The sequence below is a fragment of the Schumannella luteola genome, assembly GCF_013408685.1.
Lineage (GTDB): Bacteria > Actinomycetota > Actinomycetes > Actinomycetales > Microbacteriaceae > Schumannella > Schumannella luteola.
The window spans coordinates 3,176,495-3,192,497 of sequence record NZ_JACBZY010000001.1 but is presented as its reverse complement, the minus strand read 5'-3'; the positions used below and the strand labels follow the sequence as shown (position 1 = coordinate 3,192,497).

General features: G+C 70.7%; 19 protein-coding genes. 17 read left to right on the top strand and 2 right to left on the bottom strand.

Annotated elements, in window-relative coordinates:
• Window positions 1-66 precede the first annotated feature (66 nt).
• Complete coding sequence (gene lexA / locus BJ979_RS14545) at window positions 67-744, bottom strand: transcriptional repressor LexA (protein WP_179568971.1); 678 nt, start codon at window positions 742-744, stop codon at window positions 67-69.
• Between the two features lie 304 nt (window positions 745-1,048).
• On the opposite strand from lexA, the gene BJ979_RS14540 reads away from it, so the two are divergent.
• From BJ979_RS14540 to BJ979_RS14510, 7 genes are all read left to right on the top strand, one after another.
• Window positions 1,049-1,393: a LysM peptidoglycan-binding domain-containing protein gene (locus tag BJ979_RS14540; protein ID WP_179568969.1), complete on the top strand. Its 345-nt coding sequence runs from the start codon at window positions 1,049-1,051 to the stop codon at window positions 1,391-1,393.
• 130 nt (window positions 1,394-1,523) lie between these two features.
• Complete coding sequence (locus BJ979_RS14535) at window positions 1,524-1,874, top strand: hypothetical protein (protein ID WP_179568967.1); 351 nt, start codon at window positions 1,524-1,526, stop codon at window positions 1,872-1,874.
• A gap of 9 nt (window positions 1,875-1,883) precedes the next feature.
• Entirely contained in the window at window positions 1,884-2,999 is a 1,116-nt protein-coding gene (locus tag BJ979_RS14530; protein WP_179568965.1) for a histidinol-phosphate transaminase, read from the top strand.
• The gene (gene hisB / locus BJ979_RS14525; protein WP_179568963.1) at window positions 2,996-3,601 is read left to right on the top strand and encodes an imidazoleglycerol-phosphate dehydratase HisB; all 606 of its coding nucleotides are present in this window, start codon (window positions 2,996-2,998) and stop codon (window positions 3,599-3,601) included. Before BJ979_RS14530 ends, hisB begins: the two co-directional genes overlap by 4 nt.
• The gene (gene hisH, locus BJ979_RS14520; RefSeq protein WP_179568961.1) at window positions 3,598-4,230 is read left to right on the top strand and encodes an imidazole glycerol phosphate synthase subunit HisH; all 633 of its coding nucleotides are present in this window, start codon (window positions 3,598-3,600) and stop codon (window positions 4,228-4,230) included. Before hisB ends, hisH begins: the two co-directional genes overlap by 4 nt.
• A 99-nt stretch (window positions 4,231-4,329) precedes the next feature.
• Window positions 4,330-5,079 (top strand): bifunctional 1-(5-phosphoribosyl)-5-((5-phosphoribosylamino)methylideneamino)imidazole-4-carboxamide isomerase/phosphoribosylanthranilate isomerase PriA, encoded by a 750-nt coding sequence (gene priA, locus BJ979_RS14515; protein WP_141163839.1) that lies wholly within the window; start codon window positions 4,330-4,332, stop codon window positions 5,077-5,079.
• 4 nt (window positions 5,080-5,083) lie between these two features.
• Window positions 5,084-5,836: an SseB family protein gene (locus BJ979_RS14510; RefSeq protein ID WP_179568959.1), complete on the top strand. Its 753-nt coding sequence runs from the start codon at window positions 5,084-5,086 to the stop codon at window positions 5,834-5,836.
• 16 nt (window positions 5,837-5,852) lie between these two features.
• Here BJ979_RS14510 and BJ979_RS14505 read toward each other — a convergent pair whose 3' ends face one another.
• The gene (locus BJ979_RS14505; RefSeq protein WP_179570399.1) at window positions 5,853-6,170 is read right to left on the bottom strand and encodes a DUF1844 domain-containing protein; all 318 of its coding nucleotides are present in this window, start codon (window positions 6,168-6,170) and stop codon (window positions 5,853-5,855) included.
• A 384-nt stretch (window positions 6,171-6,554) separates the two neighbouring features.
• On the opposite strand from BJ979_RS14505, the gene infC reads away from it, so the two are divergent.
• The 10 genes from infC to pheT all read left to right on the top strand — a co-directional run bounded on the left by infC (window position 6,555) and on the right by pheT (window position 15,960).
• On the top strand, window positions 6,555-7,196 hold the full coding sequence (gene infC, locus BJ979_RS14500; protein ID WP_179570397.1) for a translation initiation factor IF-3: 642 nt from the start codon (window positions 6,555-6,557) through the stop codon (window positions 7,194-7,196).
• The gene (gene rpmI / locus BJ979_RS14495; protein WP_179568957.1) at window positions 7,189-7,383 is read left to right on the top strand and encodes a 50S ribosomal protein L35; all 195 of its coding nucleotides are present in this window, start codon (window positions 7,189-7,191) and stop codon (window positions 7,381-7,383) included. The genes infC and rpmI overlap by 8 nt, the downstream gene beginning before the upstream one ends.
• A 29-nt stretch (window positions 7,384-7,412) precedes the next feature.
• Window positions 7,413-7,799, top strand: a complete 387-nt coding sequence (gene rplT, locus BJ979_RS14490; RefSeq protein WP_179568955.1) for a 50S ribosomal protein L20 — start codon at window positions 7,413-7,415, stop codon at window positions 7,797-7,799.
• A gap of 125 nt (window positions 7,800-7,924) precedes the next feature.
• Window positions 7,925-8,725: a TrmH family RNA methyltransferase gene (locus BJ979_RS14485; RefSeq protein WP_179568953.1), complete on the top strand. Its 801-nt coding sequence runs from the start codon at window positions 7,925-7,927 to the stop codon at window positions 8,723-8,725.
• Between the two features lie 145 nt (window positions 8,726-8,870).
• Window positions 8,871-9,608: an amino acid ABC transporter ATP-binding protein gene (locus BJ979_RS14480; protein ID WP_179568951.1), complete on the top strand. Its 738-nt coding sequence runs from the start codon at window positions 8,871-8,873 to the stop codon at window positions 9,606-9,608.
• A gap of 145 nt (window positions 9,609-9,753) precedes the next feature.
• Window positions 9,754-10,659 (top strand): glutamate ABC transporter substrate-binding protein, encoded by a 906-nt coding sequence (locus tag BJ979_RS14475; RefSeq protein ID WP_179568949.1) that lies wholly within the window; start codon window positions 9,754-9,756, stop codon window positions 10,657-10,659.
• A gap of 72 nt (window positions 10,660-10,731) precedes the next feature.
• Window positions 10,732-11,379, top strand: a complete 648-nt coding sequence (locus BJ979_RS14470) for an amino acid ABC transporter permease (RefSeq protein ID WP_179568947.1) — start codon at window positions 10,732-10,734, stop codon at window positions 11,377-11,379.
• Window positions 11,376-12,281: an amino acid ABC transporter permease gene (locus tag BJ979_RS14465; protein ID WP_179568945.1), complete on the top strand. Its 906-nt coding sequence runs from the start codon at window positions 11,376-11,378 to the stop codon at window positions 12,279-12,281. The genes BJ979_RS14470 and BJ979_RS14465 overlap by 4 nt, the downstream gene beginning before the upstream one ends.
• 143 nt (window positions 12,282-12,424) lie before the next feature.
• Window positions 12,425-13,465 (top strand): phenylalanine--tRNA ligase subunit alpha, encoded by a 1,041-nt coding sequence (pheS, locus tag BJ979_RS14460; RefSeq protein ID WP_179568943.1) that lies wholly within the window; start codon window positions 12,425-12,427, stop codon window positions 13,463-13,465.
• Window positions 13,465-15,960, top strand: coding sequence for a phenylalanine--tRNA ligase subunit beta (gene pheT, locus BJ979_RS14455; RefSeq protein ID WP_179568941.1), 2,496 nt, complete (start codon window positions 13,465-13,467; stop codon window positions 15,958-15,960). Before pheS ends, pheT begins: the two co-directional genes overlap by 1 nt.
• Window positions 15,961-16,003 lie beyond the last annotated feature (43 nt).

Genomic DNA, 16,003 nt, shown 5'->3' with positions numbered 1-16,003 from the left:
TCTCCGCCTCGAGACGGTGGCGGTGCGTGACCGCGTCGGTGCTGACGCCGTACCTCGCTCGCGGGCTCAGACCGCGCGCAGCACGGCGACGACCTTGCCGAGCACCTCGGCCTGGTCGCCGAGGATCGGCTCGAAGGCGGAGTTGCGCGGCAGCAGCCAGGTGTGGCCGTCGCGCTGGCGGAACACCTTGACGGTCGCCTCGCCGTCGAGCATCGCCGCGACGATCTCGCCGTTCTCGGCAGTGTTCTGCGTGCGCACGACGACCCAGTCGCCGTCGCAGATGGCCGCGTCGATCATCGACTCGCCGACGACCTTGAGCATGAAGAGCTCGCCCTTGCCGACGAGCTGGCGGGGGAGCGGGAAGACCTCGTCGACCTGCTGGTCGGCCGTGATCGGGATGCCGGCGGCGATGCGGCCGACGAGCGGCACCATCGCGGCGTCGCCGACGGAGGGAGCGGACTCGACGGCCGACGACGTCGACGGCAGGTCGATGAGCACCTCGAGCGCGCGCGGGCGGTTGGGGTCACGGCGCAGGTAGCCGCTCAGCTCGAGCTGGTTGAGCTGGTGGGTCACGCTCGAGAGCGAGGCGAGCCCGACGGCGTCGCCGATCTCGCGCATGCTCGGCGGGTAGCCGCGCGTGGCGACCTGCTGGGAGATGAACTCGAGGATCGCCAGCTGCTTCTCGCTCAGGCTCTTGCGCCGGCGGGTGCCGCCGGTGGCGCCTCGGTCGGTGGCGTCGCTCATGGGCGGTCCTCTCTGGCTGGTCACGTTCTGAAAACCCGACTTCTGAGGGCCCTCGACGACGTGTACCGGCGGATGTCGGTGGTCGTCGGGAAGCTGTTCCCAGACATTCGGAACTGTATCCGGTTCGAAAGGTCTGCTCAAACATCTGTTCGAGCGTGTCGTCGCATCCGCGCCTGTTATCAGACCGAAACCGACGATCCACTTGAACATACGTTCGATAGAAGATATGTTCGGAACACAGCTTCGCAGCCGGCTCTCCCGGCCGAGCGTCGGCCGCGAAGCTGTCCAGACTCAGGAGGTCACCATGAGCACCATCTCCCTCGCCCCGACGGCTGCGGCCCCGCGCCTGCGCATCACGCGCCGCGGTCAGGTCGTGCTCTCGGTCCTCATCGCGATCCCGCTCGTCCTGGGCGTCGGAGCCTTCGTCGTCGGCAGCGGCGACGCGGTCGCGACCTCGTCCAGCTCGTCGACGACCTTCGAGCACGTCCGCGTGCAGGCGGGCGACACCCTCTGGAGCATCGCCGAGCGCGTCGCCCCGCAGAGCGACCCGCGCGACGTCGTCTCCGAGATCATCAAGCTCAACCAGCTCGGCTCGGCCAGCATCACGCCGAACCAGCAGCTCGCGATCCCCACGCAGTACAGCCGCTGATCGTTCGCACTTCCACGTCCGCCGGGTTCGCCCGGCGCTCGCGGTCGCCGCATCCCCCTCGCGGTCGACCGAATCGGGCCCGCCTCCGTTCCCCCGACGGTCGGCGGGCCCGCCCCTTTAATCTCGGAACATGACCGACGACCTGGATGCGCGCGAGCTCGCCGCGATCGACGCGCTTCCCCTCGGCTGGTCGCGTCGGGAGATCGCCGGGGAACCCTGGGGAGTCACGCGGGCCGACCACGCCGACGGTCGCGCGACCACGCTCACCGCCGAGCGCCTCGGCGGTCACGGCTACCTCAGCGCGAACATCTGGCGCACCGCCGCCGGCGTGCTTCTCAAGCCGTGCGAGATCCCGGCCGAGCAGGTGCACGACTTCCTCCGGCTGCTTGCGGCGTCGCCGATCGACGGGTCAGCCCCGGAGTCGCCCACCTCGTCGTCACGCCCCGTCACCGCGCCGGAGGGCGCCGCGCCGTCGCCCTAGACTCGTGCGGTGACATCGCTCTCCGAGCTCCCGATCCGAGACGACCTGCGTGGCAAGGCGCCCTACGGCGCGCCGCAGGCCCCCGTGCGCTACCAGCTCAACGTCAACGAGAACACGCATCCGGTGCCCGAAGAGGTCGCCCAGCACGTCGTCGAGGCCGTCGCCCGCGCCGTGCTCGGCGTCAACCGCTACCCCGACCGCGAGTTCACCGAGCTGCGCGAGCACCTCGCGGCCTACCTCGGGCACGGACTCGCGCCCGAGAACATCTGGGCCGCGAACGGCTCGAACGAGGTGCTGCAGCACGTACTGCAGGCCTTCGGCGGCCCCGGGCGCAGCCTGCTCGGCTTCCCGCCCACCTACTCGATGCACTCGATCATCGCCTCCGGTACCGGCACGACCTGGATCGCCGGGCAGCGCGACCACGACTTCGAGCTCACGCCCGAGACGGCGGCGGCGCAGGTCGCCGAGCACCGTCCCGACGTCGTCTTCCTCTGCGCGCCGAACAACCCGACGGGCACGCCGCTCGGGGTGGATGTCGTCGAGGCCGTCTACGACGCGACCCCGGGGATCGTGCTCGTCGACGAGGCCTACGCCGAGTTCATGCCGAAGGATCAGCCGAGCGCGCTGAGCCTGCTGCCGGGTCGCGAGCGACTGCTCGTCTCGCGCACGATGAGCAAGGCCTTCGCCTTCGCCGGTGCGCGGGTCGGCTACCTCGCCGCCGACCCGGCCGCGATCGATGCGCTGCGTCTCGTGCGCCTGCCGTATCACCTCTCGGCGCTGACGCAGGCGGCCGCCGTCGCGGCGCTCCAGCACGCCCCGACGATGCTCGCGATGGTCGACGACATCGCCGAGCAGCGCGACCGTCTCGTGGCCGAACTGCCGCGGCTCGGCTTCCGTCCTTATCCGTCGAGCGCGAACTTCGTCTTCTTCGGCGGCGTCGACGAGCCGCAGGCGACGTTCGAGGCGCTGTTCGCCAAGGACATCCTGATCCGCGATGTCGGCATCCCGAACACCCTCCGCGTGACGGCGGGCACCGAGCAGGAGACGACGTACTTCCTCGAGCAGCTCGCGGCCCTCGGGCCGGGCGGGGCGCACGCGGCCGCGTCGGTAGGATCGCAGGCATGACCGCAGGCCGCACCGCGCAGCTGACCCGCTCGACCAGCGAGTCGAGCATCGAGCTCTCACTCGACCTCGACGGAACCGGCAAGTCGGAGATCTCGACGAGCGTGCCGTTCTTCGATCACCTGCTGACCGCCTTCGCGAAGCACTCGCTCGTCGACCTCACGGTCAAGGCCACCGGCGACACCGACATCGACGTGCACCACACGGTCGAGGACACGGGCATCACGCTCGGCACCGCGATCCGTCAGGCGCTCGGCGACAAGCACGGCATCGGCCGCTTCGGCGACGCCCACGTGCCGCTCGACGAGGCGCTCGCGCGAGCCGTCGTCGATGTCTCGGGTCGCCCCTACCTCGTGCACTCGGGCGAACCCGAGGGTTTCGCCCTGCACCTCATCGGCGGGCACTTCACCGGCTCGATGGTGCGTCACGTCTTCGAGGCGATCACCTTCCACGCCGGCATCAGCGTGCACCTGACCGTGCTCGCCGGTCGCGACCCGCACCACATCGCCGAGGCCGAGTTCAAGGCCTTCGCCCGCGCCTTCCGCAAGGCCGTCGAGCCCGACGCGCGCGTCGACGGCATCCCCTCGACCAAGGGCGCCCTGTGACCCGACCGTCGGTCGTCGTGCTCGACTACGGCTCGGGCAACGTGCACTCCGCCGTCAAGGCGCTCGAGGCCGCCGGCGCCGAGGTCGAGCTGACCGCCGACCGCACGAAGGTGCTCGACGCCGACGGCCTGCTCGTGCCGGGCGTCGGCGCCTTCTCGGCCGTCATGGATGCGCTGCAGAAGGTGCGCGGCGGTGAGCTGATCGGTCGTCGCCTCGCCGGAGGCCGCCCGGTGCTGGGCATCTGCGTCGGCATGCAGGTGCTGTTCGACCGGGGTGTCGAGCGCGGGGTCGAGGCCGAGGGGCTGGGGGAGTGGCCGGGAACGGTCGACGAGCTCGAGGCCCCGGTGCTGCCGCACATGGGCTGGAACACCGTGACGCCGGACGCCGGTTCGCAGCTGTTCGACGGCCTCGCCGATGAGCGCTTCTATTTCGTGCACTCGTACGCCGCGCGCAGCTGGGATCTGCCCGAGTCGCCGCAGCACACGAGCCCGAAGCTGACCTGGTCCGACCACGGCGGCCGCTTCCTCGCGGCCGTCGAGAACGGCCCGCTGTCGGCGACGCAGTTCCACCCCGAGAAATCGGGCGAGGCCGGCATCCGACTGCTGCGCAACTGGATCGACCGACTCTGACTTCGAGGGTCGCGTCCGTCCGTCCGGGGCGTCGCGGCTCTCGCCTCCGCACCATCGCCTGACCGACCGCACGACCGACATCCCGAGGATCCACCCGCAATGACCGAGTTCAACTCCGCCCCGCGTCTCACCCTCCTGCCGGCGGTCGACGTCGCCGACGGCAAGGCCGTGCGCCTCACCCAGGGCGAGGCCGGCAGCGAGACCGACTACGGCGACCCGGTCGAGGCCGCCGGCGTGTGGGTCGAACAGGGCGCCGAGTGGATCCACCTGGTCGACCTGGACGCCGCCTTCGGCCGCGGCGACAACCGCGCCGTCATCAAGCGGGTCATCAAGAGCGTGCCGCGCGAGCTGAACGTCGAGCTGTCGGGCGGCATCCGCGACGACGCGAGTCTCGAGGCCGCGCTCGCGACCGGGGCCAAGCGCATCAACCTCGGCACCGCCGCGCTCGAGAACCCCGAGTGGGCCGCCCACGTGATCGCCGAGTACGGCGAGGCGATCGCCGTCGGCCTCGACGTGCGCGGCACGACCCTCGCCGCTCGCGGCTGGACCCGCGACGGCGGCGACCTGTGGACCGTGCTCGACCGCCTCGAAGACGCCGGCTGCGCCCGCTACGTCGTCACCGACGTCACGAAGGACGGCACGCTGCGCGGCCCGAACCTCGAGCTGCTGCAGCAGGTCGCCGAGCGCACCGACAAGCCGGTGGTCGCCTCCGGCGGCATCTCGAACCTCGACGACATCGCGGCGCTGCGCGAGCTCGTGCCCTCGGGCATCGAGGGCGCGATCGTCGGCAAGGCGCTCTACGCGGGCGCCTTCACGCTGGCCGAGGCGCTCGACGTCGCCGGGATCTGATCGGATGACGCCGCACGCGGATTCGGCGGGCGTCCCCTTCGAGGGGAGGTCGTTCGAGCCGAACCCGGCGGCGGGCGATGACGGCAGTGCCGACCCGCGGCTGATCGAGTCGATCCAGCGCTTCCGTGCGCGGGAGGTCGGCGTGCCCGAGGTCATCGAGGCGCTGCGACCGGTGCGCCTGCTCGTGCCCCTGCTGGTGGAGCGCGGCGACGAGGGGATCGGCGCGCACGGCCAGCTCGTCGACAAGACGCAGGAGCTCTCCCTCGTGACCGTCGCCGGCCCCGACGGCGCACCCGTGCTGCCCGCGTTCACGGGCGTCGCGGCGATGCAAGCCTGGAACCCGGTCGCGCGGCCTGTTCCCGTCGAGGCGCGTCGGGTCGCGATCGCCGCAGCGGGGGAGGGCACCGACCGTGTCGTGCTCGACCCGACGACGCCCACCGAGTTCGGGCTGCGCCGCAGTCACCTCGCGGCGCTCGCGCTCGACGCTCGCTTCGTCCCCGCTGACGAGGATGCCGCGGTCTCGGCCGCACTCGAGGCGGCGACCGCGGGCGAGCTGGCGGTGCTCGGCATCCGCGCGCTGCCGGGTGACGCGGATGCACGACTCACCGGGCCGGAGCTGCTGGTCGCCGTCGCACTCTCCGACGAGCTCGACGACGCGGCGCGCGCCGCGGTGCTGCAGCGGCTCGGAGCGCGCTGGAGCGCGGACGCACTGCTCGCCGAGCGGGTGGATTCGCTCGCCGTGCGCGTGGTCGGCTAGGCGATCCGCGCCGGGCTCAGGTGACCGGGCCGGTCCACTTCTCGCCCGGCCCCTTGCCGATCGGGTCGGGGATCGGCGACGCCTCACGGAAGGCGAGCTGCAGCGAGCGGAGGCCGTCGCGCAGCGGGCGCGCGTGCGAGTCGGAGACCTCGGGGGCGGCGGCCGTGATCAGCCCGGCGAGCGAGGTGATGAGCTTGCGGGCCTCGTCGAGATCGAGCTCGCGCGTCGCATCCGGCCCATCGCCGAGGCCGAGCTTGACGGCGGCGGCGCTCATGAGGTGCACGGCGACCGTGTTGATCAGCTCGACGGCCGGCACCTCGGAGATGTCGCGGATCTCGTCGTCGGCCGAATAGGAGAAGCTGGTCTCCGCGGGGCCGTGGTCGACGGAGTGGTCATCGTGGGCGTGGGGCGCGTCGGTCACCCGCCGAGCCTATTCGCTCGCGCGGCGCCGCACCGGACGCCGACGCCCGTGCGGAGCAGAACCCTGCTATCATCGACGAGGCTCCGGGGTCTCCCCGGTTCGAAAGAGGAGTTCCACTCCCACCCGCACCGCGCTTCTGCAGAGGTGCCGGGTCGTTTTCACTCCGTCGGATCCGTCCGGCAGCGCAAGGGTGATGCGGTCGCCCGCGACCGATGAAGAGATCAGTCTCCTCCTTTCGATGAGCCCCGTCCGCCTGGACGGAGCGAAGCACGCAGCATCACGTCGAAGGAGTTCCGCATCAGCGATCCCAGAACGAACGAGCGCATCCGGGTTCCCGAGGTGCGCCTCGTCGGACCCGGTGGCGAGCAGGTCGGTGTCGTGCGCATCGAGCAGGCACTGAAGCTCGCCCAGGAGGCTGAACTCGACCTGGTCGAGGTCGCCCCCAACTCGCGCCCGCCCGTGGTCAAGATCATGGACTACGGCAAGTTCAAGTACGAGGCGGCGCAGAAGGCCAAGGAGGCCCGGCGCAACCAGGCGAACACGGTCCTCAAGGAGGTCCGCTTCCGCCTCAAGATCGACAAGCACGACTACGAGACCAAGCGCAAGCGCGCCGAGGGCTTCCTGAAGGAAGGCGACAAGGTCAAGGCCATGATCCTCTTCCGCGGACGCGAGCAGTCGCGCCCGGACCAGGGTGTGCGCCTCCTCCAGCGCTTCGCCGAGGATGTGGCCGAGTTCGGCACCATCGAGTCGACCCCGACCATCGACGGTCGCAACATGGTCATGATCATCGGCCCGCTGAAGAGCAAGGTCGATGCGAAGGCCGAGGCCAACGCCCGCCGCGCCGAGCGCCGTCGCGGGCCCCAGACCGAAGCCGCTGAGGCGGCCGAGACGTCGGCGGAGGTTTCCGCCGAGGAGAACACGAAGGAAGAGAATGCCTAAGCAGAAGACGCACTCGGGTGCGAAGAAGCGGTTCCGCCTCACCGGCACCGGCAAGGTCGTGAAGCAGGGCGCGGGCATGCGCCACAACCTCGAGCGCAAGTCGAGCAAGCTCACCCGTCGCCTCAACCGCGACGTCGTCCTCGCTCCGCAGGACGCCAAGGGCATCAAGAAGCTTCTGGGCAAGTAAGCCCGGCTACGGATTAAGGACGAACTGAAATGGCACGTGTCAAGCGCGCAGTAAACGCCCACAAGAAGCGCCGGGTCATCCTCGAGCGCGCGGAAGGCTACCGCGGTCAGCGGTCGCGCCTCTACCGCAAGGCCAAGGAGCAGGTCACCCACTCGCTCGTCTACGCCTACCGCGACCGTCGCGCCAAGAAGGGCGAGTTCCGTCGCCTCTGGATCCAGCGCATCAACGCCGCGGCGCGTGCGAACGGCCTCACCTACAACCGTCTGATCCAGGGTCTGGGTCTCGCCGGTGTCGAGGTCGACCGTCGCATCCTCGCGGAGCTCGCGGTCAACGACGCGGCGACCTTCGCGGCGCTCGTCGAGACCGCCAAGAAGGCGCTCCCGGCCGACGTCAACGCCAAGGCCGACGCCGCCTGAGCTGATGCTCGGCATCGCGTGACCGTCTGACGGTCGCGCAGCGAACCACACGACCGGCGCGCATTCCTCTCGGGGGGTGCGCGCCGTTCGCGTTCCCGCCGCCGGTGTTCGTTACGATTCCGACCGTGATCGACAATCCGCGTTCGCCGCGGGTGCGCGCCGTGGCGAAGCTCGCCAAGCGCGGAGCCCGGGCCGACACCGGCCTCTTCCTGCTCGAGGGCCCGCAGGCCGTCGACGAGGCGCTCCGCTACCGCCCCGAGCTGCTCGTCGACCTCTACGTGAGCGTCTCGGTGCAGGATCGCCTCGCCGATCTCATCGCGCTCGCGGCCGCCCAGGGCGTCGAAGCGCAGCCCGTGCGCGACAACGTGCTCGAGGCGATGGCCGACACGGTGACTCCGCAGGGCGTCGTCGCGACCGCGCGTCACCTCAGCTCCGACCTGGATGCGGTGCTCGCCGCCGGCCCGCGTCTCGTCGCCGTGCTCGAGGAGATCCGCGATCCCGGCAACGCGGGCACGATCATCCGCGCCGCCGACGCCGCCGGGGCGGATGCGGTGCTGCTGACGGGCCGCAGCGTCGACATGTACAACCCGAAGGTCGTGCGCTCGACGACCGGGTCGCTGTTCCACCTGCCGATCGTGCAGGACCTCGAGCTCGAGCCGACCCTCGACCGTCTGCGCGCCGCCGGCGTGACGATCCTCGCGGCCGACATCGACGGGGGAGAGCTGCCCGAGCTGGGGGAGCGTCTCGCGCAGCCGACCGCCTGGCTCTTCGGCAACGAGGCCCGCGGCCTGCTCGACGAGCACGTCGCCCTCGCCGACGCCTCGGTGCGGGTGCCGATCTACGGTCACGCCGAGTCGATGAACCTGGCGACGGCGGCCTCGGTCTGCCTGTACCAGAGCGCCTTCGCGCAGCGCGCTCGGGCGTAGTCCGACCGCTCCTGCCGGCTGGCGATCCGGTACATGCCGCGCGCGGCATCCGATCTCATCGACACATGTCGCGTTTGCGTTACGTCCTGATTACGTTGTGCGCCGGGGATTGCCCCCGCATACGGGGGTCTGCTTGTCTGTCTAGATGGAACCTCTGGTCGTCCTCGATTCTGTGAACAAGCACTACGGCGATCTGCACGTTCTGAAGAACATCTCGACGACGGTCGCCAAGGGCGAGGTCGTCGTCGTGATCGGCCCCTCCGGATCGGGCAAGTCGACCCTCTGCCGCGCGATCAACCGACTCGAGACGATCGACGACGGCACGATCACCATCGGCGGCACCCCGCTTCCCAGCGAGGGTGCCGCACTCGCGAAGCTGCGAGCCGACGTGGGCATGGTGTTCCAGTCGTTCAACCTCTTCGCGCACAAGACGATCCTCGAGAACGTCACGCTCGGCCCGATCAAGGTGCGCGGCAAGAGCAAGGCCGAGGCGGAGAAGCGCGCCATGGAGCTGCTCGACCGCGTCGGCGTCGCCAACCAGGCGAAGAAGCTGCCCTCGCAGCTCTCCGGCGGCCAGCAGCAGCGTGTCGCGATCGCCCGCGCTCTCGCGATGGACCCGCAGCTCATCCTGTTCGACGAGCCGACCTCGGCCCTCGACCCGGAGATGATCAACGAGGTGCTCGACACCATGGTGCAGCTCGCCAAGGAGGGCATGACGATGATCGTCGTGACCCACGAGATGGGCTTCGCGCGCAAGGCCGCCGACCGGGTCGTGTTCATGGCCGACGGTCAGATCGTCGAAGACCGCAAGCCCGAGGACTTCTTCACGAACCCGGAGTCCGACCGCGCCAAGGACTTCCTCTCGAAGCTCCTCACCCACTGATTCCGGGGCGGACCGCATCCGCCTCGCTGACGTCCCCGGCTCCGACGACGGAGGCCGTGGCAGCACCACCCGCCCCAGCAGGGGCGGCAACCCGACCAGAGACTCCGGACCGTGACCCGGTCCGCACCGAGGAGAGGAACACAGCATGCGCAAGAAGTGGAGCGTCGCGATCGTCGCGACGGCCGCCGCGGCGGCACTGACATTGGCGGGATGCGCCCAGGGCGCCCCGCCCTCGGCCGGCGGGGGCAGCGCCTCCGAGCCGCCGAAGGACCTGTACACGGTCGCGAAGAACGTCGACCTGACCGGCAGCCCGACCTACGACAAGGCGAAGGCCGCCGGCAAGATCACGGTCGGCGTCAAGGAGGACCAGCCGAACCTCGGCTTCCTGGACGCCGCGACCGGCGAGCGCTCGGGCTTCGACATCGAGATCGCCAAGTGGGTCGCCGCGTCGCTCGGCTTCAGCGAGAAGCAGATCGAGTTCAAGGCGATCCCGAGCGCGAACCGCGAGTCGGCGATCGTCAACGGCGACATCGACTACTACGTCGGCACCTACTCGATCACGGATGCGCGCAAGCAGCAGATCGACTTCGCCGGCCCGTACTTCGTGACCGGCCAGGGCCTGCTCGTCGCGAAGGACAACAGCGACATCAAGTCCGACAAGGACCTCGCGGGCAAGACCGTCTGCTCGGCCACGGGCTCGACGCCGATCCAGAACATCAAGGCGAACTACCCCGACACCAAGACGACGGAGTTCGACACGTATTCGCAGTGCGTCTCGGCCCTGGCGGACAAGAGCGTCGACGCGGTGACCACCGACGAGGCGATCCTGATCGGCTACGCCGCGCAGCAGCCCGATGACCTGAAGGTCGTCGGCGAGCCGTTCAGTACCGAGAAGTACGGCGTTGGCCTGCCCAAGGGCGACTCCGCGCTCCGTCACTTCATCAACAAGACCTTCACCGACGGCGGCAAGGTCTGGACGGGCATCTACGACGCGACCCTGGGAGCCTCCGGCACCAAGGTCGACCAGCCCGAGGTCGACGACTACCAGTAGCCGACCCCGCGGGGCGGCGCCATCCGGCGCCGCCCCGTTCCCCGATCCGCTCAGACCGGAAGGAGCGCGCACGTGAACGTGCTGCTCGACAACCTCGACATCTTCGTGACGGGGTTCCGCAACACGCTGATCATGTTCTTCGCATCCGGGCTCATCGCCCTCGTGCTGGGCACGATCGTCGGCACCTTCCGCGTATCGCCCGTGGCCCCGATGCGGGCGCTCGGCACGCTGTACGTGAACATCGTGCGCAACACCCCGCTGACGCTGATCTTCTTTTTCTTCGTCTTCGGCTACCCCAAGCTCGGGCTGCCGCGCGCCGACTACATCGTGCTCGCGATCATCGCCCTCTCTGTCTACACCGCCACCTACGTCGCCGAGGCGCTGCGGTCGGGTATCAACACGGTGCCGCTCGGTCAGGCCGAGGCTTCGCGGGCGATCGGCCTCACCTTCGGCCAGTCGATGACGCTGGTCGTGCTGCCGCAGGCGTTCCGCGCCATCATCCCGCCGCTCATGAACGTGTTCATCGCCCTGCTGAAGAACACGACGATCGCGGCGGGCTTCTCGGTGCTCGACGCGGGCGCCATCCGCGCGTACCTGTCGGAGCGCGGCGAGCCGCAGCTCATCGTGCTGCTCTGGGTGGCCGCGATCTTCGTCGCACTCGTCGCCTTGCTGTCGTGGGCGCAACGCGCGCTCGAGCAGAAGTGGAGGCTCGCCCGATGAGCTCGGTTCTCTTCGACGCCCCGGGGCCCCGCGCCCGTCGTCGCCAGGTCGTCATCGGCGCCATCACGGTCGTGGTCGTCGTCGTGATCGTCGGCTTCATCGCCTACCGCTTCGCGGCGACGGGCCAGTTCTCGGCGCAGAAGTGGTCGATCTTCGCCTACGCGACGGTGTGGGGCGACATCGCCGCTGCGCTCGGCCGCACTCTCGCCGCTTTCGCGGTCGGCGGTGTGCTGGCGATCGTCCTCGGCTTCGTGCTCGCGATGGGGCGGCTGAGCGATCACGCGGTGCTGCGGGTTCCGGTGATGGTCGTCACCGAGCTGTTCCGCGCGATCCCGCTGCTGATCCTGATGATGCTCTTCTACTACGGACTGCCCACGATCGGGATCCGGCTGTCGCCGTTCGTCGCGGTCGTCGCGGGCCTCACGCTGTACAACGGCGCCGTCTTCGCCGAGATCTTCCGCGCCGGCGTCGAGTCGCTGCCGAAGGGCCAGCGCGAGGCGGGCATGGCGATCGGCCTGCGCAAGGGCCAGCTCATGCGCATGATCCTTCTGCCGCAGGGCATCCGCGCGATGCTGCCGATCATCGTCGCTCAGCTCGTCGTCGTGCTGAAGGACACCGCGCTCGGCTTCATCGTCACCTACCAGGAGCTGCTCTACCTCGCGAAGTTCTACGGGACGCAGCTGCAGTACGGCTCGCCCATCATCCCCTCGGCGATGGTCATGGGTGCGATCTACATCGCGTTGTGTCTGGTGCTCGCCGGATTCGCGAAGCTGCTCGAGATCCGACTGCGCGGCGGGTCCCGCAAGGGCGGCGGCCGCCGCCGTGGAGGACCGCCCACCGCAGTGCCCACCGGCACCTCGGTCATGACCCTGCGCGAGCAGGGCGGCGCCTCGGGGATCTGAGGCACGGCCCGCACTCGGCGACGAGAGTCGGAACCGCGGATTGGTCACCGGTCCGCGGTTCCGTCGTTCCTGGCTGACCGTCGTCCCGGGCTGACCCCCGTCTCGGGCTGCCGGGCCGCCGCGCGTCGTTAGACTCGATTCTCGTGTCCGACACCCCCCAGATCACCGAGCAGGCGGTCGCCGAGGCGGTGGATGCCGCGCTCGCGGCCATCTCCGCGGCCGGCGACTCGACCGCCCTCCGCTCCGCCCGCACCGAGCACACCGCCGAGCACTCGCCGCTCGCCCGACTGAACGGCGCGATCCGCGACCTGCCGGGCAGCGAGAAGGCCGCTGCCGGCAAGCTCGTCGGCCAGGCGCGCGCCCGCGTCAACCAGGCGCTCGCCGCGCAGGAGTCGGTCGTGCTGGCCGCCGAGGAGCAGCAGCGTCTCGCCGCCGAGGCCGTCGACGTCACGGCGGTGGCGAGCCGTCGCCGCGCCGGCGCCCGTCATCCCCTCAGCCTGCTGCAGGAGGACATCGCCGACGTCTTCACCGGCATGGGCTGGGAGATCGGCGAGGGCCCAGAGCTCGAGCACGAGTGGTTCAATTTCGACTCGCTGAACTTCGACGAGGACCACCCGGCCCGCGCCATGCAGGACACCTTCTTCGTCGAGCCGGTCGAGCGCCACCTGGTGCTGCGCACGCACACCAGCCCCGTGCAGATCCGCTCGCTGCTGAGCCGCGAGCTGCCGCTCTACGTCGTCGCCCCGGGCCGCGTCTACCGCACCGACGAGCTCGACGCGACGCACACCCCCGTCTTCCAGCAGGTCGAGGGCATCGCGATCGACAAGGGCCTCACGATGGCGCACCTGCGCGGCACACTCGAGCACCTTGCGCACGCGATGTTCGGCGAGGGCGCGCAGATCCGTCTGCGCCCGAACTTCTTCCCCTTCACCGAGCCGAGCGCCGAGATGGACGTCTGGCAGCCGAACGCCAAGGGCGGCGCGCGCTGGGTCGAGTGGGGCGGCTGCGGAATGGTGAACCGCAACGTGCTGCGTGCGGCGGGCATCGATCCCGAGGAGTACCAGGGCTTCGCCTTCGGCATGGGCATCGAGCGCACCCTGCAGTTCCGCAACGACATGAACGACATGCGCGACATGGTCGAGGGCGATGTGCGCTTCTCGCAGCAGTTCGGGATGGTGGTCTGATGCGTATTCCGCTGAGCTGGCTGCGCGACTGGGTCGCGCTCCCCGAGGACGCGACGCTCGAGCACGTGCACGCGGCGCTTGTCAGTGTCGGCTTCGAGGAGGAGGACGTGCACGCCGCCGAGGTGACCGGTCCGGTCGTCGTCGGCCAGGTGCTCTCGCTTGAGCCAGAGCCGCAGAAGAACGGCAAGACGATCAACTGGTGCCAGGTGGATGTCGGCGAGGCCGAGCCGCGCGGCATCGTCTGCGGCGCCCACAACTTCGGCGTCGGTGACAAGGTCGTCGTGACCCTGCCGGGCGCCGTGCTGCCGGGACCCTTCCCCATCGCCGCCCGCAAGACCTACGGCCACGTCTCCGACGGCATGATCGCCTCGACCCGCGAGCTGGGACTCGGCGACGAGCACGACGGCATCCTGCGTCTGGTCGAGCTGGGTCTCGACCCGGAGCCGGGCACGGATGCGCTCGCGCTGCTGGGCCTGGACGACGCGGCCGTCGAGATTAACGTGACGCCCGACCGCGGCTACGCCTTCTCGATCCGCGGCGTCGCCCGCGAGTACTCGCACGCGACCGGCGCGAGCTTCCGCGACCCGGCCGACGCGGTCGAGCCGGTGGCGGCGCACGGCTTCCCGGTGACGCTCGACGACGGCGCGCCGATCCGCGGCCGTCAGGGCGCCTCGGTCATCGCGTTCCGCGTCGTGCGGGGCATCGACGCGACCCGTCCGACGCCGTCGTGGATGCGCTCCCGCCTGCGCCTCGCCGGCATCCGCTCGATCTCGCTCGCGGTCGACGTGACGAACTACGTGATGCTCGAGCTGGGCCAGCCGATCCACGGCTTCGACCTCGGCAAGATCTCGGGCGGCATCACGCTGCGTCGCGCACAGCCGGGGGAGACCCTCGAGACGCTCGACGCCGTGACCCGCAAGCTCGACCCGCAGGATCTCGTCGTGGCCGACGAGTCGGGCGCCGTCGCGCTCGCCGGCGTCATGGGCGGCGCTGCGACCGAGATCTCGGATGCGACGACCGACGTGCTCATCGAGGCGATCAATTGGGATCCGATCTCGATCGCCCGCACCGCCCGCCGCCACAAGCTGCCGAGCGAGGCCGCGAAGCGCCTCGAGCGCGGCGTCGACCCGCGCGTGACCCCGCTCGCCGCGGCGCGCGTGGCGCAGCTGCTGGTCGAGCTGACCGGCGGAACGATCGACGAGCTCGGCGTGGACGCGGGCGAGGCGATCGTCCCGGGTCCGATCGAGTTCGCGCTCGACCTGCCGGCGCGCATCGTCGGCGTCGACTACACGGCTGAGCAGGTCGTCTCGACGCTCGAGCTGATCGGCGCGACCGTCGTGGTGCAGGGCCAGCTCGCGCTCTCGAGCACGGCGACCGTGACCCCGCCGACCTGGCGCCCCGACCTCACTGACGGGCCGACGCTCGTCGAGGAGGTCGCGCGCATCGTCGGCTACGGCGAGATCCCGTCGGTGCTGCCCGTCGCCCCGCCCGGGCGCGGGCTCACCCGCGCGCAGCGTCTGCGCCGCGGCATCGCGCAGGGCCTCGCCGACGCGGGAGCGACCGAGGTGCAGGCCTACCCCTTCCACTCGCGCGCGCAGATCGACGCCTTCACGCCCGCCGCCGCCGCCGTGAAGCTCGCGAACGCGCTCGACGGCGAGGCGGCGCTGCTGCGCCGCAGCCTGCTGCCGGGTCTCGTCGACGTCGCACGCCGCAACCTCGGCCGTGGTCTCACCGATCTCGCGATCTACGAGGTCGGCACGGTCTTCCTGCCCGAGAGCGGGCGCGCCTACGGCACCGAGGGCATCCCCGCCGGGGCCGCGCGCCCGAGCGACGCGGTGCTCGCCGAGCTGAACGACGCCATCCCCGCGCAGGGCTGGCGCGTCGGCTACCTCGCCCTCGGCGACACGGTCGACAAGCAGCCCGGCCAGGCCGCCGTCGCGTCGGGCCTCAGCGACGCCCTGGATGCGGCACGCCAGGTCGCGCTGTCGGCCGGCGCCGCGCTCGAGGTCGTGCAGGGCTCGCATCCCGCGCTGCACCCGGGACGCACGGCCGAGCTGCGCGTCGCGGGCACGGTCGTCGGCCACGCCGGCGAGCTGCTGCCGGCGCTCGCCGCCGAGCTCGACCTGCCGCGCGTCGTCGCGGTCACCGAGATCGACGTGGATGCGCTCATCGAGCTGTCGGACGTGCACCGTTCGGCGACCCCGATCCGCACGCAGCCGGCGGCGACGCAGGACCTCTCGCTCGTCGTCGACGCGGGCGTGCCCGCCGCCGACGTGGTGGCCGCGGTCACCGAGGGCGCGGGCGAGCTGCTCGAGCACGTGCGCCTCGTCGACGACTACCGCGGCCAGGGCGTGCCCGAGGGCAGCAAGTCGATCACGCTCGCGCTGCGATTCCGCGCCGCCGACCGTACGCTGACCGCCGCCGAGGCGACCGAGGCGAAGCTCGCCGGCGTCGCGCTGGCGACCGAGCGGCTCGGGGCGACGCTGCGCGACTGAGCGCGCCGATCACGCACAGAACGAAGGCCCCGGCGCATCCGCG